Consider the following 22,544-nt stretch of genomic DNA (forward strand, 5'->3'; position numbering starts at 1 on the left):
GAAGTGAAAAGTGGTACACGGATTCCACAGATTCGCTAAAGCGAAAACGCGGATTAAACTGATTAAAAAAAACAGCTAAAAAAAATCTGCATTATCTGCTTAATCTGCGAGAGAAAAAAATAGCCACAGATTAAATAGATTGGAATGATTAAAAAAAAACAGCTAAAAAAAATCTGCATTATCTGCCTAATCTGCGAGAGAAAAAATTTAGCCATAGCTTATAAAAGGATTAAAAAACCTTCCAATTCGTGGCAAAAAAAAATAATAAATAACCAGAGGACGAGACCAACCCGCTCCTCTCAATGACATAAAAAATGAGCATGAAAATTTATCCTTTACAATTTGAACCCATACTAAAAGACAGAATCTGGGGAGGTGAAAAACTAAAAACCATTCTGAATAAACCTATTACCTCAAAAATTACAGGAGAAAGCTGGGAATTGTCTACCATAGAGGGAGACGTGAGTATGGTTGCCAACGGAGCGTTAAAAGGGCAATCGTTGACCGATTTAATTGATCAGTCGCCAAATGAAATTTTAGGAACTGCAGTTTACGAACGATTCGGGAACCAGTTTCCTTTACTGTTTAAATATTTGGACGCAAGAGAAGATTTGTCGATACAAGTACATCCGAATGATCAATTGGCCAAAGAACGTCATAATTCTTTTGGAAAAACGGAAATGTGGTATATCATGCAGGCAGATGCCGATGCGAGAATTATTGTTGGTTTTAAAGAAGATTCCAGCAAAGAAGAATATCTGGAAAATCTTAACAATAAAACACTGGTTTCGATTCTGGATGATGTAAAAGCCAAAGCGGGTGATGTGTTCTTTCTGGAAACCGGAACAGTTCACGCGATAGGTGCTGGACTGGTTGTGGCAGAAATTCAGCAAACATCAGACATAACGTACCGTTTGTATGATTTTGACCGCACAGATGCTCAGGGGGATAAAAGAGAATTACATATTGATTTGGCATTGGATGCGATTAATTATAACAAAGTCGATACACAAAAAAAATATGAAACTGCCGCAAACAAATCGAATGTGATGGTGGATTGCCCATATTTTACCACTAACTTTCTTCCGCTTGACGGGACAGTTGAAATCAGTAAAAAAGGAACAAGCTTTACTGTTTATATGTGTACCGAAGGTCATTTTGAAATTCGCTATGAAAATGTAAATTATCAGTACAAACAAGGCGATACCGTCCTGATTCCGGCCGGGATGCACAGTTACGTCCTAAAAGGGACCGCTTCCATTTTAGAAGTATACATCTCATAAAGAAGGTAACGGAGCCTATTTTTGTCACATTACAGGCTTTTAATTAGGGTTCGTAAAAAGTTTATCGCTTTGAAAAATAGAGAATTGAAGAGAATTCATATTAAAAACAATAGCGATGATCAGGAACAGAAAAAATGATTAATAGAGAAAATACCTGTAAATACTGATGATTATATGTTTAATTAACTTTAAAATAATGATTTGTATAAAAAAAAGATTTACAAAATCGTTTTAGTAACTGTTTTTGTATATATTTGTGATATAATTAATAACTGCTTAATAAAAAATTAACTCATTAGATGAAAAAGATTACTATTAAGGATATTGCTACAGAGGCTCAGGTATCCATATCTACTGTATCTTTTGTCATCAACGGTAAAGGGGAGAAAATGGGCATCAGTCCGGCAGTAATCAAAAAGGTGCAGGAAGTGGCTGAAAAGCTGAATTACAGACCAAGTATGATTGCGACCAGTCTGAGAACCGGGAAAACCAGGTCTATCGGACTTATTGTCGAAGATATTTCGAATCAGTTCTTTGCAGACCTTGCCAGAGTTATCGAAGATGAAGCAAAGAGTATTGATTACAGAGTTTTTTATTGCAGTACAGGAGGAGATGACGGACGTTCTGAAGAATTAATACACAGTTTATTACAGGCAAATGTAGACGGTTTTATTGTGACACCAACGCAGAATTTGGAAAATAGTATTGACCTTCTTTTAAAGTTAAAAAAACCCGTCGTATTAATCGACAGGTATTTTCCGGGACAAAGAGTGAGTCATGTGGTGATGGACAATTATGAAGCCTCCAACTCGGCTGCGAAGTATCTGATAGCTAAAGGCCGTAAAAACATAGCGGTGGTAAACAATACCTCCGAAATGATTCAGATGAAACTGCGTGAGGATGGCTACAGGGATGCTTTGAAAGAAGCAGAAATGTACAACCCGTCGCTTGTTCTTCATATGGATTACCATACCAATGAAGAAACAAGAATAGCCGGTATAATTGGGTTCTTTGAGAAAAATCCGGAGATCGATGCTGTTTTGTTTTTGGCAAATTATATGGGGCTTGCGGGACTTCAGGCTTTTAGAAGAATGGGAGTTAAGATTCCCGAAGACATTTCGGTGATTAGTTTTGACGACCACGACAGTTTTAAATTGCATACGCCAACGATAACTGTTATTGCACAGCCGATAGAAGATATCGCTGTAAAATCCATCCAGTTGTTAATGAGTCAGATGACGGATATGGAGAAATTTGAAATAGAAAAAAGTCTTAAAAAAGGAAAACTGATTGTTAGAGAATCGGTTTAATTTTTTGGGAAGAAAAAAATAAAGAGAAAAAGGAACGTATTGTTTTTTTTTACTCCTTTTACTAAATCGTTTTAGTAAATTTTAGGTCGGATAAATGGAGAATCAATTGTTTTTTTGACCGGTTTACGATATCGATTTCTTAAAAGAAAGGCTAATAAACATGACTATTACACCAAGGTATTTATAAGGTGAAAGCCTTATAGATACCTTAATTCTAAAACCGAGTGCAAAATTTTTATTAATTATTTAAAAACAATCAAATTAAAAACAATCACAAAAATCAAAACAAACAAATAACCAAAAAAAAATGCTTATGAAACGAATATTGGCAGTGTTAGGAATGGTGTTGTTCAGCAGCTTAGGAGCTGTGGCGCAAAACCGATTGATAACAGGCATAGTGGCTGATGCAGAGAACAAGGGAATTGTTGCTGCATCGATTGAGGTTCAGGGAAAACCGTATAGTGCAATTACTGATGCGGAAGGCCGATTTAAAATGAATGTTCCCGAAGGACCGGTTACTTTAAAGGTATCCTCTATAGGTTTTACATCGCAATCAATCGTATTGCAGCAAAACCAAAACAAAATTTCAGTGGTATTGGTAGAAAATACTCAGGAATTAAAAGACGTTGTAGTAACCTCGTTTGGAGTTAAAAAACAAAAGAAAAGTTTAGGTTATGCCGTTGGAGAACTGAAAGGCGATGACCTGACAAAAAATAAAGAAATTAACTTAGGGAATGCCCTTCAGGGGAAAATTGCCGGGGTTAACGTTTCTGCGCCGGTTACGGGGCCGTCAGGATCCAGCCGTGTGGTAATTCGTGGAGCAACTTCGGCTTCAGGATTGAACCAGCCTTTATATGTTGTTGATGGTATCCCTATTGATAACAGCCAGCAAGGAAACGCAGGAATGTGGGGAGGAGCTGATAAAGGAGACGGTATGTCTTCTTTCAACCCTGATGATATCGCTTCTATGTCGGTATTAAAAGGTAGTGCCGCTTCTGCTCTTTACGGATACAGAGGATCAAACGGTGTAATCTTAATTACGACTAAAAAAGGAAAAACAGGAACCGGAATTGGAGTAGATTTTAGTACCAACTCTACTTTTAATACACCGGCAAGTTTATTGAAATGGCAGGATCAATACGGAGCGGGAGCACCGGTAAATGGTGTCGCTACAAGATTTAAAAGCCTACAGGAACTTAGAGATGCGTATTATTTTGCGTGGGGAGATAAATACGACGGAACACCTTCTTTAGCTATTGACGGAACTACTAAACCTTACCAGGCTTACGGAAAAGATAACGTTGAAAACTTCTACAGAACCGGATTTTCTTTCAGTAACACGTTGGCTATTTCAGGTGGAAGCGAAACTACAAATTTCAGATTGTCTTTCGGAAATACAAAAGATGAATCGATCATGCCGGGAACAAACTTTGGCAGAAATAACATTGCTTTAAGTTTAAATTCAGCAGTAAATAAAAAAATAAGCATCGAGTCTAACGCTCAGTACATCACAGAGAAAAGTCGCAATCGACCTTATTTGAATGACTCTCCAAGAAACCCTTCTTTTCCAACTACTTTCCTGACACCGGGTACTGATATCAGATGGATCAGTAATGGTTTTGATGAAAATGGTGGCGAGGCTGATTATTTTGGAACAAACAACTACCACACAAATCCTTACTTTGCATCACAATCACCTTTAAACGATGACCTTAGAAAACGTTTTATCGGTTCTGCAAAAGTAAATTACAACATTACTGATAAAATCTACGCAAGAGCAGTTCTTGGAGTGGATGATATTAACTATGAGTACACAGAGATTGAGCCTACCGGAATCAACTACCTTCCGGGCGGATCTTATGAAAACAGATTAGAAAACCGTTCAGAATACAATGCTTCGGGCTATTTAGGGTACAAAGGCGATATCGTTAAAAACCTTTCTTTAGATGCTTTCATTGGAGCTAACCGTCAACACAACAGATTTAGCGGAATTAAAATGAAAGGGAATAACTTCATTGTTCCATTCCAATATTTCTATGGAAATACACAACCGGCTCAAACGGAGAAATTATTTGGTGAAACTGAAGTAAACTCTCTTTTTTATTCGGCTGATATCGGATACAAAGATTTCTTATATGTAAGTTTAACAGGTCGTGAAGACTGGTTCTCTACTTTAGATCCATCCAGCAACAGCACGTTTTACCCATCTGTAAGTTCAAGTTTTATTTATTCTGAAGTAATCGATTTACCAGAATGGATGTCATACGGAAAATTCAGAGCAGGTTGGGGTAACGTAGGAGGTGGATTGCAGGAAGCTTATGCTTTATCTTTAAATTATACTTCACCAGACGGACAAACGGATTCTTTGGGACAACCAATTTTGGGTGTTAAAGGAGAAACAGTTCCTAACAAATTTTTAAAACCTTATAACGTAACTACAATCGAGTTTGGTTTCGAAAATACATTCTTCAACAACAGAGTAAGTACAGATTTGACTTTCTACAGCAAGAAAACGACGAATGATATTACAGATGCTGATATTTCTCAGGCTTCAGGTTACAGAACAACTAAAATTAACGTGGGAGAAATCCTGAACAAAGGGGTTGAATTTGCAGTTAATGTAAAAGCGGTTAAAACACCAAATTTCTCTTGGAGTGTAGGCTATAATTTTGCTTATAACAATAGTGAGGTTCTTAACCTTTCAGATAAAATTACGACCAAATCATTGGAAGGAAACAGAGACGGAAGAGCTTCTGTGGTGTTAGAAAAAGGACAGCCTTTTGGAGTAATCAAAGCCTATGACTATTTAAGAGATGCTAACGGAAACGTTGTATTGGATACTAATGGGAAATTCCTGAGAGGGAACCTGATTATTGCAGGACAAGGTGTTGCACCAACATCTATGGGACTTTCAAATGATTTTCAATATAAAAACTTTACACTTTCAGTTTTTGTAGATGCTAAATTTGGAGGAGAGATTTATTCTGCTACCAACCAGTTAGGAGCCCGTTACGGATTAACAGAACAAACACTTTCTGGTCGTGAAGGCGGAGTTGCCGTAACCGGAAAAGATGTTAATGGAAATGCGGTAAACACAACTGTTTCAGCTTACGATTACTGGAGAAGCTATAGTGATGTAACTTCAAATTTTGTTTACGATGCCGATTTTGTGAAACTAAGAGCCATTTCATTTAGCTATAATTTCCCAAAAACATATTTGTCAAAAACACCATTTCAAGCCATCAGCTTAGCGTTTTCAGCACATAATTTATGGACGATTTACGACAAAGTTCCAAACATTGACCCGGAATCAAACTATTCTAATAGTAATGCCCAAGGGATGGAAAGAGCTTCTATGCCTTTGACCAGAAACTATGGATTGACACTTAATGTGAAATTTTAATAATCAAACCGAAAGATGAAAAATAAATATATAAAAATATTTTGTATCGCAGTTGTGGGGGCAATGACATTGGCTTCATGCGATAAAGGATTCGAAGAGTTAAACAGGAATCCAAATGCTTTGCTTGATCCGGCTGTAAAATCAATGTTTACACTTGCTGAGATCTACGTTGACGGACAAGATTTTTCAAATACCAGAGGAAATAACCTGTATGCGGCACAAATCGTTCAGCAATTTTCTTCATTAGGAGGGCCAGGTTCAAAATATACCTATTCTCCGGAATATTCTGCAGCACTTTTTGGGGAGTCTTACGGTAAAGGATTGAATCAGATTTTTCAATTAATGTCGGTTGCAAAAGATGCACCGGAAAACTCAAACATGATTCAGGCTTGTAGAATCATGAAAGTGTTTATGTTTCAAAAATTGACAGATACTTACGGTGAAGTTCCTTATTTTGATGCAGGTAAAGGATACAATGGAAACGTTTTTGCTCCAAAATACGACACGCAGGAGGCGATCTACAATGACCTATTAAAAGAATTAGACGAAGCAGGTGATGCTTTAGATGCTAATAAACCATTTGTTGGTAACGCCGATTTGTACTACCAAAGTAATGTTGCCAAATGGAAAAAACTGGCGAACTCTTTAATGTTGAGAGTAGCGATGCGTTTGTCTAAAGTAAATCCTGCCAAAGCAAAACAATACGTAGAGAAAGCAGTATCAAAAGGTGTTTTTACTTCTAATGACGACAGTCTTGTTTTAAAACACGATTCAGGTCCGGCTGGGGTTAAAACCAATCCAATTACCTCTTCATGGGTTCAGAATGATCTGAACAAAGGAGATGCAAACATCAAATTCAGTAAAACCTATATCGATGCGTTGAAAAACAGTAACGATCCGCGTTTAAGAATCTACGCTAAACTGGAAGCTTCAGGAAACAACAATCCGGCAGTTCAGCAAGGTCTTGCAAACGATGCTAAAGAATTTCCGGGAGGAGACAAAAAACTGTTTTCAGATCCGAACACTTCTACGGTTTTACGTTTAGATGCACCAACTTTAATCATGTCTTATGCTGAGGTACAATTTATATTGGCAGAAGCTGCTGTAAAAGGCTGGAATGTTGGAGGAAATGCACAAAAGTTTTATGAAGACGGTGTAAAAGCTGCGATGCAAATTCTGGTAATTTTTGGAGACAAAGTACCGGCGGTTACCACTGCAGAATACAATACGTATATCGCGGCGAATCCGTTTAAAGCGGCAGGAACCGAAGCTCAGAAAATCGAGCAGATTATCACTCAAAAATGGATTGTATTGCTTTTCAATGGTTTTGAAGCATTTTCAGAATACAGAAGAACAGGATATCCGGTTTTAGTTCCTGTGAATGATCCAACAGGAGAAACAAAAGGAACTGTACCAAGAAGATTAATCTACGATCAGTCCGAATTGATCACAAATTCGGCTAATTATAAAGAAGCCATAGCACGCCAGGGGTTAGATTTAATGACAACCAGAATCTGGTGGGATAAACAATAGTTTAAAAATTGTGGTGAGTTAGTTGAGTTAAGCCGGGTAGGGATACCTGTACCTCCCGGCTTATTTTTAATTTTCTGTTTGATTTTCATTACATTAGAGGAATGGTATCGAAAATAGTTCGCCAGGTTTAAATCCCTTTTTTTCGCAAAAGACAAGTTGCTTCTGCTGAAAAAGATGGAATAACCATTCAAAGAACTTATAATTAGACCGCCTTTTAAGGAATCGAAAATCAGAAATCGAAGATCTAAAGTCAACAATCTAAAACGAATTAAAGCTAGGCAGCCGTAAAAAAAGGAAATGATTTCAGAGTATTTTGTTAGTTACTTTTATTCCGTATTAAACCTTTAAGCGAGAAGGAAATAATTAAAAAATAATTATCCTTCTCCAACTGCCGGCGATCGAATTAAAAAAAATGAATTACACCCAAAGCGTTAATTTATTGTTCAGCTAATACCGATTCAGTATTCAATATAGTCTAATACAAATTGGACTTTTTTCATAGGATATCGGCATTGTACCAGAAAATAAAAAGACTAGATATATAATTATAATTGGTATAAAATGGAGTATACAAAAAGATTTTATTGGTTTGTCGGCGTTTGTCTCGCCAATTTTTCATTGGCGGCAAATGCCCAAAACACAGATTTAAAAACCGGCTGGAAGTATCGGGAGACTAAAACTACCCAATGGCACCCTGCGACAGTTCCGGGAGAAATACATACCGATTTACTCAACAATAAAACCATACCGGATCCATTTTACCGGGACAATGAAAAAAAACTGACCTGGATTGAAAAGAAAGACTGGGAATATAAAACCACTTTTAAAGTAAGTGCGGAAACTTTAAAAAAGAAAAACACCGACCTCGTTTTTGACGGATTGGATACTTACGCCACCGTTTATTTGAACAATCAGCTGGTTTTAAAAGCCGATAATATGTTCCTGCAATGGCGTGTTGATGTAAAAAAGATATTAAAATCAGGAAATAACGATTTGCTTATTGTGTTCAAATCGGCACAAAATGTAGTCGATTCTCTGGCTAAGAAAGATTTACCATTTGTAATTCCGGACAATCCGCGTGCCTATGTGCGTAAAGCGCAATACCATTTTGGATGGGATTGGGGACCGAAATTCACCACTTGCGGAATCTGGAAAACACCGAGACTAGAAGCCTACGACAAAAAAACTCCGGAGAAACCCTATGTATTAGATCGTAAAATCGAATTGGTTCAGGAACCGGATAAGGTTGGTAAAACCTTTTATTTTAAAATAGATGGAAAGCCTGTTTATATGAAAGGGGCCAATTACATTCCGTCGGATGCATTTCTTTCGAGAGTCACCAAAAAAGAATACGAAAAAGTAATAGGCAGGGCCAAGGATGCCAACATGAACATGCTTCGTGTTTGGGGAGGCGGTATTTATGAAGACGATTATTTCTACGATTTATGTGATAAAAACGGAATCTACGTTTGGCAGGATTTTATGTTTGCCGGAACAATGGTACCGGGAGATGATGCTTTTTTTGCCAATGTGAAAAAAGAGGTACAGTATCAGGTGAAACGTTTACGCCATCACAAGAGTATTGTTTTGTGGTGTGGAAATAACGAAATCGACGAAGCCTTTAAAGATTGGGGATGGCAAAAAAGCATGAAAATGCCCAAACAGGATTCTATTCGTTTATGGAAAGATTACGTTCGTTTGTTTCAGGACAGTATTCCAAAATGGGTAAAAGAAGTAGACAATAAACGACCATATATTAGCTCTTCGCCATCATTCCACTGGTCGAAAGCAAAAAGTTTAACTGAAGGCGACAGTCATTATTGGGGAACCTGGTGGGGACTGGAAGATGTTGAAGCCGTACAAAATAAAACAGGACGTTTTGTGAGCGAATACGGTATGCAGGCAATGCCAAACTATTCGTCTATCGAAAGATTTACAACTCCTGAAGATCGATATTTATATTCCGATATTTTACAGGCCCATCAAAAAGCCGGAAAAGGATTCATGAAATTAGATTCGTATCTGAACAGGTATTTCATTGATTCGACCAAAATAAAGAAAATGAATGTGGAGGATTATACCTACCTCACACAGTGTTTGCAGTATTATTCGCTTAAAAACATTATCGGAATTCACCGTTCTAAAGCGCCCTATAATATGGGAACATTGGTTTGGCAGCTCAACGATTGTTGGCCGGTAGCCAGCTGGAGTGTCACCGATTATTACGACCGACAGCCTAAAGCAGCCTGGTACGCCATGAAAGAAGCTTATCGCGATGATAAAACTCCTGAAATTGATTTAACCCGTCCGATCAATCTGAAACTAGAAGATCCGAAAATCAGTTGGCAAGTCAAAGGCAATCAGCTCATTTTAAAAGCTTCAAAATTCGCCAAATACGTCAATGTTTCGATAAAAGGATACACCGGAAAATGGACCGACAACTATTTCGATCTGAAAGCCGGAGAAGAAAAAACAATTACGTTTGAAGGAAAAATGGCAAAACCGGAGGTTAGAGTTTATTCTCTGTATGATGTTCTTAAGAGGTACTAAGGTTCTGAGAGGCTGAGGTTCTGAGTTTTTTAGGTACAAAGTTGCAAAGGTTCAAAGGTACAAAGGTTCAAAGCGACATAGGTTTTCTGGCAGTGCGTTTGCTTGGCGAGCTTTGCGTAAAACTTTGCGCACTTTGCGGTTAGTTTTTTAGGTTCAAAATTAAAAAATACCTGTGTAAATCTGTTTAATCAGTGTCATCCGTGGCCAATCAACACAATTCAATAAAATAATATATGTTTACAAAATACAACAAAATAGCTTTTAGCGGCATCTTAGCTTTAAATCTATTTTTTGCCAATCCTGCAATTTCACAGGAAAAGAAAGCAAAACAAACTAATTTAGATTACACCCAATATGTAAATCCGTTTATAGGCTCGGCGGGTCACGGACACGTATTTGTGGGAGCCAATGTCCCTTTTGGAGCAGTACAACTAGGGCCAGTAAATGTTTTTGAAGGCTGGGATTGGTGCAGCGGATACAACTATGCCAGCAATACCATTTTGGGTTTCACACATACCCATTTGAGCGGAACGGGAATTGGAGATCTGAACGATATTCTTTTATTGCCGGTATCTGGAAAAGTGCCGCTTACCAAAGGAACAAAAGAAGACATGACCACAGGTTACGGATCTTATTTCTCTCATCAAAATGAGGTAAGCAAGGCCGGATATTACAGCGTTGTACTGGATAAATATAAAATTAAAGCAGAGCTGACAGCCAGCGAAAGAGTAGGTTTTCATAAATATACTTTTAATGCGACTACCGATAATCACATTTTATTGGATCTTGCGGACGGAATAGGTTGGGACAAACCGGTAAAAACATTTATCAAAAAAATCAACGAAACCACTCTTGTGGGCTATCGTTATTCTGCAGGCTGGGCGGCCGATCAGCGTATTTTTTTCACAATGGAATTTTCTGAGCCAATTTCGAATATGGCCTTGTATGATGCTACCACTGCAATTGCCGGAAACGAGGGAGAAGCTTTAAAAATGAAAGCTGTTTTGGATTTCAAAACGTTAAAAAACAAACAGATATTAGTAAAAGTCGGGATATCTCCGGTAAGTTACGAGAATGCTTCGGCAAACATTAAAGCCGAGATTCCGGGTTGGAATTTTGAGGCTGTTGCCAAAGAAGCAACTTCGAAATGGAACAAGGAACTGAATAAAATTCAGATCAAAGCCGACGATAAAACCATGAAAGTTTTTTACACGGCCATGTACCACACCATGTTTGCACCTTCCATCTTTAATGATGTCAACGGCGATTACAGAGGTACCGATAAAAAAGTGTACGAAAAAGCAAATTTCACCAACTACACCACCTTTTCACTTTGGGATACGTATCGCGGACTACATCCATTGTACACCCTTACACATCCGGACAAAATCAATGACATTGTAAAATCGTTTTTGGCCATTTACGAGCAGCAGGGAAGATTACCGGTTTGGCATTTAATGGGGAATGAAACCAATACCATGAATGGAAACCACTCCATTGCCGTTATTGTAGACGCCTACATGAAAGGATACAGAGGTTATGATATTGCGTTGGCCTATGAAGCCATCAAAAAAACAGCGATGCAAACCCGTGACGGAATGGATTATGTACAAAAACCGGAATATATTCCTGCCGATAAAATGGTAGAATCTGTTGGAAATGCTTTGGAATACGCTATCGACGATTATTGCGTAGCCCTAATGGCAAAAGATCTGAACAAAACTGAAGATTATAACTATTTCTCTAAAAGAGCCAATTTATACAAACTTTATTTCGACAAAGAAACTACGTTCATGAGAGGGAAATTAACCAATGGAAATTGGAGAACACCATTCAATCCGCTTTCATCAGCACATCGTAAAGACGATTATGTAGAGGGGAATGCCTGGCAATATACCTGGTTGGTGCCACAGGATCCTTATGGTTTGATCGATTTGTTTGGAAGTGAAGACAAATTTCTGGCCAAATTAGACTCTCTTTTTCTACTAACAGACAAAGTAGAAGGCGAAGAAATCTCTCCGGATATTAGCGGTTTAATAGGGCAGTATGCACAAGGAAATGAGCCAAATCACCATATCCCATACCTATACGCCTACGCAGGACAACCTTGGAAAACAGCTAAGTTAATACGTGAAATCGATGAGAAGTTCTACTCGACAAAACCGGACGGATTGTGCGGAAATGAAGATTTAGGACAAATGTCGGCCTGGTACGTTTTGTCTTCAATGGGATTCTACTCCGTTAATCCGGCAAACGGAATCTATGTGTTGGGAAGCCCGTTAGTAAATACAGCAACCCTGCATCATAAAAAAGACGTTTCGTTTACCCTCAAAGCAGTTGATAACAGCAAGACGAATATCTATATCCAAAAAGCAGAGTACAACGGAAAACCTTACACAAAATCATACATCACACACGATATGATTGTAAAAGGAGGAGAATTGAAATTGTATATGGGAAGTAAACCGTCGACCACTTTTGGAGTGAAAAAAGAAGACAGACCGCTTTAAGATCGCAGATTTTAGATTTTAGAATAAAGAATAAAGAGTACAGATTTTAGATTTTTAGAAGAGATCAGTTACCGTTTTTAGCTTATAGCCTATAGCTTAAAGCCTAAAGCAAAAAAATAAAAACATGAAAATAAAGAGTTTAATTTTTTTAGGGATACTACAATGTTGCATTTTAGTAAATGCGCAAGTCAAAACCATAGACGCTGTCGAATATGTAAACCCTTTAATGGGAACACAGTCTTTGCATAGTCTTTCAAACGGAAATACCTATCCGGCGATTTGCAGACCCTGGGGAATGAATTTCTGGACACCGCAAACCGGAAAAATGGGCGACGGCTGGGCTTATATTTACACCGCCGATAAGATCAGAGGATTCAAACAAACCCATCAGCCTTCACCGTGGATGAATGATTACGGACAGTTTTCGATCATGCCGGTAACCGGTAAAGTAGCTTTTACAGAAGACGAAAGAGGAAGCTGGTTCAGCCATAAAGCTGAGGTTTCAAAGCCGTATTACTACAGCGTTTACCTGGCCGATTATGATGTAACTACAGAAATTACGACTACCGAAAGAGCCGCATATTTCCAGATTACCTTTCCGGAAAACGAGCAGTCTTCTATCGTAATCGATGCTTTTGACAAAGGATCTTACATCAAAATAATTCCATCTGAAAATAAAATCATTGGATATACCACCCGCAACAGTGGCGGAGTTCCGGAGAATTTCAGAAACTATTTTGTACTGCAATTCGATAAACCTTTTACAACTAACGCCACCTGGCACGATAAAGTTCTGGAAAAAGACAAACTGGAATTAAAAGACAATCATGTAGGCGCCGTTGTTGGATTTAAAACTAAAAAAGGAGAGGTTGTAAACGTAAAAGTTTCTTCTTCCTTTATCAGTCCGGAGCAAGCAGAACTGAATTTAAAGAACGAATTGGGTACTGCATCTTTTAACGAAACCGTAGCACAATCGAAACAGGAATGGAATAAAGTTTTAGGAAAATTAAATGCCGAAGGCGGAAGCGAAGAACAGTTAAAAACGTTTTACTCCTGCTTGTACCGCACCGTTTGTTTTCCACAAAAACAATATGAGATAAATGCAAAAGGAGAAATCGTGCACTATAGTCCGTATAATGGTAAAGTATTGCCGGGTTATATGTATGCGGGAACAGGTTTTTGGGATACTTTCCGTGCCTTGTATCCTTTGTTAAATTTGGTTTATCCTTCGATCAATAAAGAAATGCAGGAAGGATTAATCAACGATTATAAAGAGGGAGGCTTTTTGCCGGAATGGTCAAGCCCGGGATTCCGTGACGTGATGGTAGGAAACAACTCGGCCTCTGTAGTTTCAGATGCTTATATCAAAGGATTACGCGGTTACGACATCAACAAATTGTATGAAGCCTTATTGCACGGAGCCAATAACGAAGGACCTTTAGAAGCAGTAGGACGAAAAGGAGTATCGTATTATAACACTTTGGGTTATGTACCTTATGATGTGAAAATCAACGAAAATGCAGCCAGAACCTTAGAATATGCCTACGATGATTTTGCAATTTGGAAATTAGCCAAAGCACTAAACCGTCCAAAAAAAGAAATCAGTTTGTTCGAAAAAAGGATGATGAATTATAAGAACCTTTATAATCCTGAAATCGGATGGATGAGCGGTAGAAACAAAGACGGAAGTTTTCCTAAAAACTTTAATCCGCTTAAATGGGGAGATGCTTTTACAGAAGGAAATGCTTTGCATTATAGCTGGAGTGTATTCCATGATGTGCAGGGATTGATTGATTTAATGGGAGGAGCGAAAAAATTCACGGCCAAATTAGACGCTGTTTTTACAACACCTCCGGTTTTTGATGATAGTTATTACGGAGCTGTTATTCATGAAATTCGCGAAATGCAAATTATGAATATGGGGCAATATGCACATGGAAATCAGCCGATACAGCACATGATTTATTTGTACAACTATGCTGGAGAGCCTTGGAAAACGCAATATTGGTCAAGAGAAGTTATGAATCGTTTGTACAAACCAACTCCGGACGGTTACTGCGGAGATGAAGATAACGGACAAACTTCGGCCTGGTATATTTTCTCTGCAATGGGGTTCTATCCGGTTTGCCCGGGAACAGACGAGTATGTGCTTGGAGCGCCTTTGTTTAAAAAAATTGCGTTAGAGCTCGAGAATGGAAAGCAACTGGTTATTAATGCTCCGGACAATTCGGCCGACAACAAATATGTTCAGGAATTAAAATGGAACAACACCACTCATACTCAAAACTTCATCAACCATTTTGAAGTACTAAAGGGAGGTGAATTCAAATTTGACATGAGCAGTAAACCTAATTTACAAAGAGGAACTTCGGCAAGTGCCTATCCATATTCTTATTCAACTTCAAAATAATACTATGCAGTCACGTAGAAAATTTATAAAAAATACAGGGATTTTTTCAGCAGGATTATTGGCCCTTCAAACTGATGTTTTCGGTATGCAATCGGACGCGTTCAATTTTTCGATCAAAGATTTTGTAAGCAAAAGACCCCCGCTGGCAGAACGAAAATTTACCAGTAAAGCTATTGAAGCTGCAATTGTAAGAATCAAAAAACAAATTGCCAATCCGGAACTCGCCTGGTTGTTTGAAAACTGTTTTCCAAACACCTTAGACACCACCGTTGATTTTGAAATCATTGACGGAAAACCAGATACTTATGTTATTACAGGAGATATCGATGCCATGTGGTTGCGCGACAGTACAGCACAAATTTGGCCCTATATTCCGTTTATAAAAGAAGATAAAAAACTGGCAGAACTGATAAAAGGAGTAATCAACCGTCAGACCAAATGTATCTTACTCGATCCTTATGCGAATGCTTTTTACAAAGATTTTGCGCAAGTAAGTGAGTGGAAAAATGACATGACCAAGATGCAGCCCGGTATTCACGAACGCAAATGGGAGATTGATAGTTTGTGTTACCCAATACGACTGGCACACGGCTACTGGAAGGAAACCGGAGACATTAGTTTGTTCGACAGCAAGTGGAAAGAAGCGATGCTTTTGGTATTGCAAACTTTCAAAGAGCAGCAGAGAATGCACGATAAAGGGCCTTACAATTTTCAGCGAGTTACAGCCTGGGCAACAGATGGCGTACCTTTAAGTGGTTACGGTTATCCAGTAAAACCATGTGGATTAATTGTTTCGACTTTCAGACCAAGTGACGACAGTACGCTGTTTGGTTATTTGATTCCGAGTAACATGTTTGCAATTGAAGTATTGGGGTATCTGATCGAAATTTTCTCTTTGCCGGCTTTAAAAGATGACAATTTAGTGGCTAAAGCCAAAGAATTGCGTGGGCAGGTTCAAAAAGGACTGGAAGAAAACGGAATCATCGAACATCCGAAATTCGGAAAGATCATTGCTTTTGAAGTCAACGGTTATGGTAGTTTTCACATGATGGACGATGCCAATGTTCCGTCTTTATTATCGTTACCTTATTTAGGCGCTATAGCACCGGACAATCAACTGTATCTGAATACCCGTAAAGTAGTACTTTCAGAAAACAATCCGTTTTTCTACAAAGGAAAAGCAGGAGAAGGTATTGGTGGACCTCATACCGGAACCGATACCATCTGGCCAATGAGCATCGTTTTAAGAGCCATTACCAGCGTAGACGAGCAGGAAATAAAACAGTGTATCAGCAATCTGATCAAAACAAATGCGGATACCGGTTTCATGCACGAATCTTTTCATAAAGACGATGTAACCAAATTTACCCGAAAATGGTTTGCATGGGCCAACACCTTATTTGGAGAAATGATCGTACATACTAGCATTCATTATCCTCAAATTTTAAAAGACAAAAACATTTAAAAATAAATATACCATTAAGAGATTGTCCTAACCGTTAACCCCTCAGGTTTAATGCGAGGGCCAGAAACAGGTCGCCATATGGTTTACCGGATCTCTTAATAATTCAAAATAAAATAAGAATGAATAAAGAATATGCCGTTGGATTAGACATTGGAGGTACACATATCACCGCAGCGATCATTGATATAGTGGACATGAAAGTGATCGATTTTTCACTGCACAAAGAATCTTTCGATTCAAATTTGCCTGTAGCGGAAGTAATGACCATTTGGGAAAAAGCAATTCGCACTGCGATAGAAAATTCAAAAGTAGAAATTACTACGGGATTGGCAGTTTGTATGCCGGGCCCGTTTGATTATACGAATGGTATTTGCTGGATAAAAGACCAATCTAAATACGAACATTTTTATGGGCTGAACATTCGCGATTTGTTTCAGGACAAACTGAATTTGTCGAATGATTTCCCGATTCTTTTCGAAAATGATGCCGTTTGTTTTGGTAAAGGAGAAGTTTTTAAAGATGCTGAAAACCTTTCTAAAAAAGTAATGGCAATCACGCTTGGTACCGGACTTGGAGCTTGTTTTATAGACAAAGGAGAATCGATTAGTGCGGGCGATTTAGTTCCGGAAGATGGAGAAATATACAATCTGCCTTATAAAGAAGGAATTGCTGAAGATTATGTTTCTGCACGTGGACTTATAGCGGGTTATTTTGCTTTAAGCGGAAAAAAAGCAAACAATGGTTTAGAGCTTTTTAATTTGGCTAAAGCCGAAGACAAAGTAGCGATAAAAGTGTTTGAAAAAATGGGAGAAGATTTAGCGGCGATTGTTATTCCGTGGCTAGAAAAATTCTCAGCAGATAGCTTTATTATTGGAGGAAAAATAGCAAATGCAAGCGAATTTTTTCTGCCTGTTTTCAATAAAAAATTAAAAGAAGCAGGAAGCGAAGTTAACGTTTCTGTTTCTACAGATAATGAAATAGCAGCATTATTAGGCGCAACAAGTTTGCTTTACACAGCATAGTTTTGATTATATTAGATGCCACAGATTAAGAAATCCACTTGAATATTTTAATCTGTGGCAAAAAATAGTTCGTTGGCCCATAAAAGAATAGATATGACAAATTCAAATCGCAGAAATTTTATAAAAACGGCAGCTATAGCTTCAGTTGCTGTAGCCTTGCAATCTTTCAATTCGAATTCGGAAGAAGAAGAAAAAAACATAGTTTCTAAAAAAGGGAAAAAGCCCATCGTGCTTTCTACCTGGAGGTTTGGAATTCCGGCCAATGAAGCGGCCTGGGAAGTTTTAAAAAACAAAGGAACTGCTTTAGACGCTGTCGAAGCCGGAGTTAAAATTCCGGAGGCAGATCCTAAAGAAAGAAGTGTAGGGTATGGCGGACGTCCGGACAGAGATGGCCGCGTAACGTTAGATGCCTGTATCATGGATGAAAATGCCAATATAGGATCGGTGGCTGCTTTAGAATACATCAAACATCCCATATCAGTTGCGAGAGCAGTAATGGAAAAAACACCTCATGTAATGCTGGTAGGTGATGGAGCCTTGCAATTTGCCGTAGCACAAGGTTTCAAAAAAGAAAATCTGTTGACAGAGGAGTCTGAAAAAGAATGGAAAGAGTGGTTAAAAGACAGTAAATACAAACCCATTGCCAATATCGAAAATCACGATACCATTGGAATGATCGCTTTGGATGCCCACGGAAACCTTTCGGGAGCCTGTACAACAAGCGGAATGGCGTTTAAAATGCACGGACGTGTTGGCGATTCCCCAATTATTGGAGCCGGTTTATATGTCGACAATGAAATTGGAGCGGCAACAGCCACCGGTCACGGCGAAGAAGTCATCCGGATTTCGGGCTGTCATCTTGTGGTTGAATTGATGCGACAAGGTAAATCTCCTCAAAAAGCCTGCGAAGAAGCCGTTGCCCGAATTGTGAAATTAACAAAGAACAGAAACAAAGACTTAAAAGACATTCAGGTAGGTTTTATCGCTCTCAACAAAGCTGGAGAATATGGCTCATATTGCATTCAGGGAGGTTTTAACTATGCCGTTTATGACGACACCGGAAACCGTTTAATCGATGCCGACTTTTTTCTGAAGTAAGATATTGATTTTGCCCTTGATAGGGTTAGTTATTTTGTAATGCGCAAGGATCACTGGATCTTTGCGCATTTTTTATTTTAACTGCGCTTAATAAGGATGTAAATAAGAAAGAAATCGGTGTAAATCCGCGTTTTCGCTTTAAAGAATCCGTCTCATCCGCGTACATTATTTGCAGTTCTTTTGGGGTAACCCATATTAATTTAGAACCTATTCCTCCATTGCAGTTTCAAATTCCATATGGTCAATGGTTTCTACGGCTGCCTGTGCAGGCTTAGATGCTTTTAATCTATTGAATCTTTCCAATTGTTCTGATTCTCCTTCTTCACCACTGAAATAAGGGAAAACATCCATAATCGGAGATTCAGAAACTGCCGGGATAGAATATTCTCCCATTGTGCTTTGCATTACATGCAGCGTGTTGTCGTAAGCTTCTCTTACATCATTTGCCTGAACCAGCATGTACATATTTGACTTTCTTTCCTTACCGCTTTCTTCATCATAAGCCAATAAGGATACTTTGGATTTAAACCAACGGTCTGTATTTTCAAAAGGGTGAATTTCGGCGTAATTGGCCACTTTTATATTGGTGATTTTAAATTCCTCACTAATATAAGCCGACATCTCTTCATTAATTCTTCTCTCAGCTTCTGTATAAGACAAAGCATCTACCAAATAAGGTTCTGTTAAAACCTTTTGTCCTCCGGTTTCATCTGTCTTTCTATATTTCACTTTGCATTCGTACCAAGTTGCGCTCATCTTTGTTATTTTTTAAGGATGCCAAAGATAGATTTTACAGGAAAAAAAACTCGGAATTTACAAAATAGATATTCACAATTTCAACGCTATTTTGGTAAGATTTTGATTTTTAGAGCTTAAGCTTTAAAAGGTGGAATTTATTCGAATCGTTGCTTTTATCAAAGCTAATCCTTCAATATTTTTTAGAAGAACCTCCTTTGAGTGATGCTGGCTGTTTTCACTTACTAATTCAACCCAATCGTCACCTTTGTCTGATTTTTGGATCCGTCTGAGCAGCAAAAATTCTTCGAGATCAGCTGTTATGATAGCGATCAGATACAATTCTCCCCAAATGATATGCTCGATGTTGCTGCTTACCTTTTTATAGATAATAAGATCTCCGCTTTTTAAAAGCGGGTACATACTGTCGCCACTCACATAAATGGCTCCGTCGCATTTGGGTAAATTAGGAATCGAAACATAATCTATAGGTTTTTCGTTGGTTTCTTTAAACAAAGAAACGGCTCCTGCAGCGGTTTCAACATCGAATACAGGTACAAATTGCTTTTTTATTGTTTTTGAAGTGGTGACTTCATAGACCGAAGCAGGTTCTTCAATCTCGCTCATTTTAATACCCCATTCATATTCAAAAAAAGCGGCATTTTCAAGCATATGACCTTTTCCTGTCAAAAGCCATTCCGGACTAATTTCAGGATAAATGCGAAGTATCTGCTCAATTTTTGATGCGCCAACATCTTTTACTTTATCTAAAAAACCATTCGAAAGTCCCGTTTCAATATAAAATTTTCTTCGGTTAATTCCTTTATAATCAATTATTTGTAAGATTCTATTTATAATCATTGTATTGTTTTTTAGATTATTAGATCTTTTTATGAGTTTTTGTAGAATATAATCTATATATTTGTAGGTAAAAAGATACAAAAATGTAATTTAAACAAACGTACGAAAAAAAACACGAAATATATTAATAAAGCGTAAGATCGTCAAAATTTCAGAAAGAAAGTAGCGCTTGCTATTCCCAAGGATTCTTTAAGTTATGTGAGGATAGAAAAAGAGAGATGAGGTTTAACATAAAAGAACAAAACATGAATTATACGCCAAAAATAGACCCGAATAACCCGCATAGTGAACGATTGGAAAAAGCGATTACAAACCTGCTTCCGTTTGTTGCGGCAGAAGCCGTTTATGTGTCGTACAATCGACGTAATAAAGTAATGGTAATCATTTTTATTATGAAAAAAGAGTCTAATCAGGACACAGAAGCTCTGAGTGTGGTACTCGATAAACTCATAAAGGTATATCCCGATTTTATTTTTAAATTTATTGATTCTGATTGTGCCAGCCTTGGCTTTAGAAAAGGAAAACCTTTCTTTATTCGGCATTGCACGCTAAAAGAACTGGTTTATTTTGAGCCGGGTGCTGAAGTCTTTTATCCTCAAAAAAATACATCAAAAAAACTGATAAGAAGAGCCAGAAAAAGATTTTACCTTGATTTGGAAGCAGCTGTTGTGTCCTTTAGAAATGTATCGGTTTACACCGGAAGCAGTAATAACATTCAAATAGCTTTTGCTCTGTACCAAACTCTGAGATACATTTACATTTGCGCCTCCGAATTTTTCACCCCTGTTTTTATTACTTCTACCTGTTTGTTTGTCCATTACGATTATAGCATTGGCTTTACGCCTGAACTAAAAAAAATACTCAACAAAGATGTTGCGACAGATAACGAGATACTTAAAATGCTTAATATGACCTATTCCTGTGTGATGGAACATAAGGAGGCAGATGATATTAATCCGGAGCTGCTTGCAAAGGCAAAAGCAAAAGTAGAATTGTTACAAAAGGAAATTAATAAACTTTTTTTAGAGTATAAAATAGTATGCAGAGAGAAGATGCAGAAACTGAGTTATCAAAAATGTACCGCAAAACACATATTCAGTGATAAAATTCCGTCGAATTATTTTATTGATGATGCTTTGAAGAATATTGGAGCTGTAATAGCTGCAGCTTTTGAGGTAAGATGTATCTATTGTTTTGGTTATACGATAAATCATGATAAAGAGGAAGGGGCTAAGAATTATTCGGATAAACTTCCGCGTTATCATTTTTATTTACTGATCGTGAGTCCGGAGCCCTTTGAAGATGAAATACGTTTGATGAAAGAGCTAATTCAGGAAAAATTTGAAAGCAAGTATAAAGTAACAATTCTTAGTCATTGCTCAGAATCGATTAGTAAGAAGAGACAGGATCAGAAATATTTTTTCGATCACATTTTTACAAATGGACTTCTGGTGTACAGCAATCCTTTTTATCTTTCTTATCCTAAAAAATGCATTGCAAAATGGGAGTCTCCTGTTAACGAAAAATACCAGCAAAGCAGATTATCAAAGGCACAACAATTTTTTGATCAGGCACAGAATTCTCTCAGTTATGATTCTGTTGGCATAAAAAAAGTACTTTTCAGAAAAGTAATCGAGCAAATTTGTGCAGGGCTCATCTATTTGCATTTAGGTTATCCTTCGGGTAAATTGTCAATAGACAGCCTGTTCTCTTTATTAAAATACATTCAGGATATTGAACTTCCTTTTGATTGTAACAATGAAAAGGAAAAAACGCTTTTTCGATACCTTTCCGAGACAGCGGTAGTGCCTATAAGTGCAGCAAAACAGTACGTTAAGAACGAGTATGATAAACTTATTGAGTATAAGTGTATCTTGTTTTTGAAGCATGCAAATGATCAGGCAGAGAAAGCAGCCGAAAAATTAGATTATAAGAAGACACGTTTTTTTAGTTAATTCCCGGACTCTGTAAAGAGTTCTAGTAAAAATTGCACAAAGGCTTTTGACTTGGTGCAATTTTTTCATTTTCTACAGCTGTCTTTTTGTGAATATCTTCCGCTTTTTTACCTAATGAAGGTACAGGGGGTTTGTCCTTTTAGAATTAAATAACCCTTAGAATTTGACTTAGATTATCCTGGCCTTATACTATCTTATCGGATGTTGTTTCTGTGGTACTTTTTTTATGAAAATAGTTGAATGGAGGTTTTTTTATTTGTTTTATTTGCGCCAAATTTTGCTTTTTTAGAGTGAGATTTGAATTTTATTTACACCTCATTGCGTGCCTTTGACCACGTTTGCTGCAAAGATGATGTACTGTAAATAACAAGCTTTGTTGTGTTGGAAATTTGCAGAGGTATTTCTGCGA

Annotated in this window: 13 protein-coding genes; 11 read left to right on the forward strand and 2 right to left on the reverse strand. The window is 37.7% G+C overall.

The genetic code is table 11. The features are described 5' to 3' along the window. Positions 1-314 precede the first annotated feature (314 nt). The 10 genes from ACN1CN_RS10885 to ACN1CN_RS10930 all read left to right on the forward strand — a co-directional run bounded on the left by ACN1CN_RS10885 (position 315) and on the right by ACN1CN_RS10930 (position 18,584). Positions 315-1,283: a type I phosphomannose isomerase catalytic subunit gene (locus ACN1CN_RS10885; protein WP_419135672.1), complete on the forward strand. Its 969-nt coding sequence runs from the start codon at positions 315-317 to the stop codon at positions 1,281-1,283. A gap of 299 nt (positions 1,284-1,582) precedes the next feature. Beyond that, positions 1,583-2,593 (forward strand): LacI family DNA-binding transcriptional regulator, encoded by a 1,011-nt coding sequence (locus tag ACN1CN_RS10890; protein ID WP_264522900.1) that lies wholly within the window; start codon positions 1,583-1,585, stop codon positions 2,591-2,593. Positions 2,594-2,906: 313 nt separating this feature from the next. Beyond that, entirely contained in the window at positions 2,907-5,996 is a 3,090-nt protein-coding gene (locus ACN1CN_RS10895) for a SusC/RagA family TonB-linked outer membrane protein (RefSeq protein WP_419135673.1), read from the forward strand. 15 nt (positions 5,997-6,011) lie between these two features. Next, a complete protein-coding gene (locus ACN1CN_RS10900; protein WP_291285780.1) occupies positions 6,012-7,529 on the forward strand; it encodes a SusD/RagB family nutrient-binding outer membrane lipoprotein in 1,518 nt (505 codons plus the stop codon). Between the two features lie 561 nt (positions 7,530-8,090). Beyond that, positions 8,091-10,079 (forward strand): beta-mannosidase, encoded by a 1,989-nt coding sequence (locus ACN1CN_RS10905; RefSeq protein ID WP_419135674.1) that lies wholly within the window; start codon positions 8,091-8,093, stop codon positions 10,077-10,079. A gap of 233 nt (positions 10,080-10,312) precedes the next feature. Then, positions 10,313-12,589, forward strand: coding sequence for a GH92 family glycosyl hydrolase (locus ACN1CN_RS10910; protein WP_419135675.1), 2,277 nt, complete (start codon positions 10,313-10,315; stop codon positions 12,587-12,589). Between the two features lie 124 nt (positions 12,590-12,713). After that, the gene (locus ACN1CN_RS10915; RefSeq protein ID WP_419135676.1) at positions 12,714-14,999 is read left to right on the forward strand and encodes a GH92 family glycosyl hydrolase; all 2,286 of its coding nucleotides are present in this window, start codon (positions 12,714-12,716) and stop codon (positions 14,997-14,999) included. Positions 15,000-15,003: 4 nt separating this feature from the next. Next, positions 15,004-16,464 carry a glycoside hydrolase family 125 protein gene (locus ACN1CN_RS10920; RefSeq protein ID WP_291285776.1) on the forward strand — a complete coding sequence of 487 codons (1,461 nt, stop codon included), beginning with the start codon at positions 15,004-15,006 and terminating at the stop codon, positions 16,462-16,464. A gap of 119 nt (positions 16,465-16,583) precedes the next feature. After that, complete coding sequence (locus ACN1CN_RS10925) at positions 16,584-17,486, forward strand: ROK family protein (RefSeq protein WP_419135677.1); 903 nt, start codon at positions 16,584-16,586, stop codon at positions 17,484-17,486. Positions 17,487-17,579: 93 nt separating this feature from the next. Next, entirely contained in the window at positions 17,580-18,584 is a 1,005-nt protein-coding gene (locus ACN1CN_RS10930) for an isoaspartyl peptidase/L-asparaginase family protein (protein ID WP_291285774.1), read from the forward strand. 207 nt (positions 18,585-18,791) lie between these two features. Here the strand turns inward: ACN1CN_RS10930 and ACN1CN_RS10935 are convergent, their stop codons facing one another. Further along, a complete protein-coding gene (locus tag ACN1CN_RS10935) occupies positions 18,792-19,340 on the reverse strand; it encodes a DUF4494 domain-containing protein (RefSeq protein ID WP_264522909.1) in 549 nt (182 codons plus the stop codon). Between the two features lie 123 nt (positions 19,341-19,463). Continuing rightward, a complete protein-coding gene (locus ACN1CN_RS10940) occupies positions 19,464-20,180 on the reverse strand; it encodes a S24 family peptidase (RefSeq protein ID WP_419135678.1) in 717 nt (238 codons plus the stop codon). A gap of 218 nt (positions 20,181-20,398) precedes the next feature. Between ACN1CN_RS10940 and ACN1CN_RS10945 the strand changes: the two genes are divergently transcribed. After that, the gene (locus ACN1CN_RS10945; protein ID WP_419135679.1) at positions 20,399-22,135 is read left to right on the forward strand and encodes a hypothetical protein; all 1,737 of its coding nucleotides are present in this window, start codon (positions 20,399-20,401) and stop codon (positions 22,133-22,135) included. The last annotated feature ends 409 nt before the right edge of the window (positions 22,136-22,544 follow it).

Origin of the sequence: Flavobacterium sp. T12S277 (assembly GCF_048514875.1) — a bacterium.
GTDB lineage: Bacteria > Bacteroidota > Bacteroidia > Flavobacteriales > Flavobacteriaceae > Flavobacterium.

What these genes read in the sequence shown, in the direction of transcription:
- ACN1CN_RS10940 (WP_419135678.1), bottom strand. Translation starts at nt 20,180, where the DNA reads ATGATTATAAATAGAATCTTACAAATAATTGATTATAAAGGAATTAAC.
- ACN1CN_RS10895 (WP_419135673.1), top strand. Translation starts at nt 2,907, where the DNA reads ATGAAACGAATATTGGCAGTGTTAGGAATGGTGTTGTTCAGCAGCTTA.
- ACN1CN_RS10920 (WP_291285776.1), top strand. Translation starts at nt 15,004, where the DNA reads ATGCAGTCACGTAGAAAATTTATAAAAAATACAGGGATTTTTTCAGCA.
- ACN1CN_RS10945 (WP_419135679.1), top strand. Translation starts at nt 20,399, where the DNA reads ATGAGGTTTAACATAAAAGAACAAAACATGAATTATACGCCAAAAATA.
- ACN1CN_RS10900 (WP_291285780.1), top strand. Translation starts at nt 6,012, where the DNA reads ATGAAAAATAAATATATAAAAATATTTTGTATCGCAGTTGTGGGGGCA.
- ACN1CN_RS10885 (WP_419135672.1), top strand. Translation starts at nt 315, where the DNA reads ATGAGCATGAAAATTTATCCTTTACAATTTGAACCCATACTAAAAGAC.
- ACN1CN_RS10890 (WP_264522900.1), top strand. Translation starts at nt 1,583, where the DNA reads ATGAAAAAGATTACTATTAAGGATATTGCTACAGAGGCTCAGGTATCC.
- ACN1CN_RS10935 (WP_264522909.1), bottom strand. Translation starts at nt 19,340, where the DNA reads ATGAGCGCAACTTGGTACGAATGCAAAGTGAAATATAGAAAGACAGAT.
- ACN1CN_RS10915 (WP_419135676.1), top strand. Translation starts at nt 12,714, where the DNA reads ATGAAAATAAAGAGTTTAATTTTTTTAGGGATACTACAATGTTGCATT.
- ACN1CN_RS10905 (WP_419135674.1), top strand. Translation starts at nt 8,091, where the DNA reads ATGGAGTATACAAAAAGATTTTATTGGTTTGTCGGCGTTTGTCTCGCC.
- ACN1CN_RS10910 (WP_419135675.1), top strand. Translation starts at nt 10,313, where the DNA reads ATGTTTACAAAATACAACAAAATAGCTTTTAGCGGCATCTTAGCTTTA.
- ACN1CN_RS10925 (WP_419135677.1), top strand. Translation starts at nt 16,584, where the DNA reads ATGAATAAAGAATATGCCGTTGGATTAGACATTGGAGGTACACATATC.
- ACN1CN_RS10930 (WP_291285774.1), top strand. Translation starts at nt 17,580, where the DNA reads ATGACAAATTCAAATCGCAGAAATTTTATAAAAACGGCAGCTATAGCT.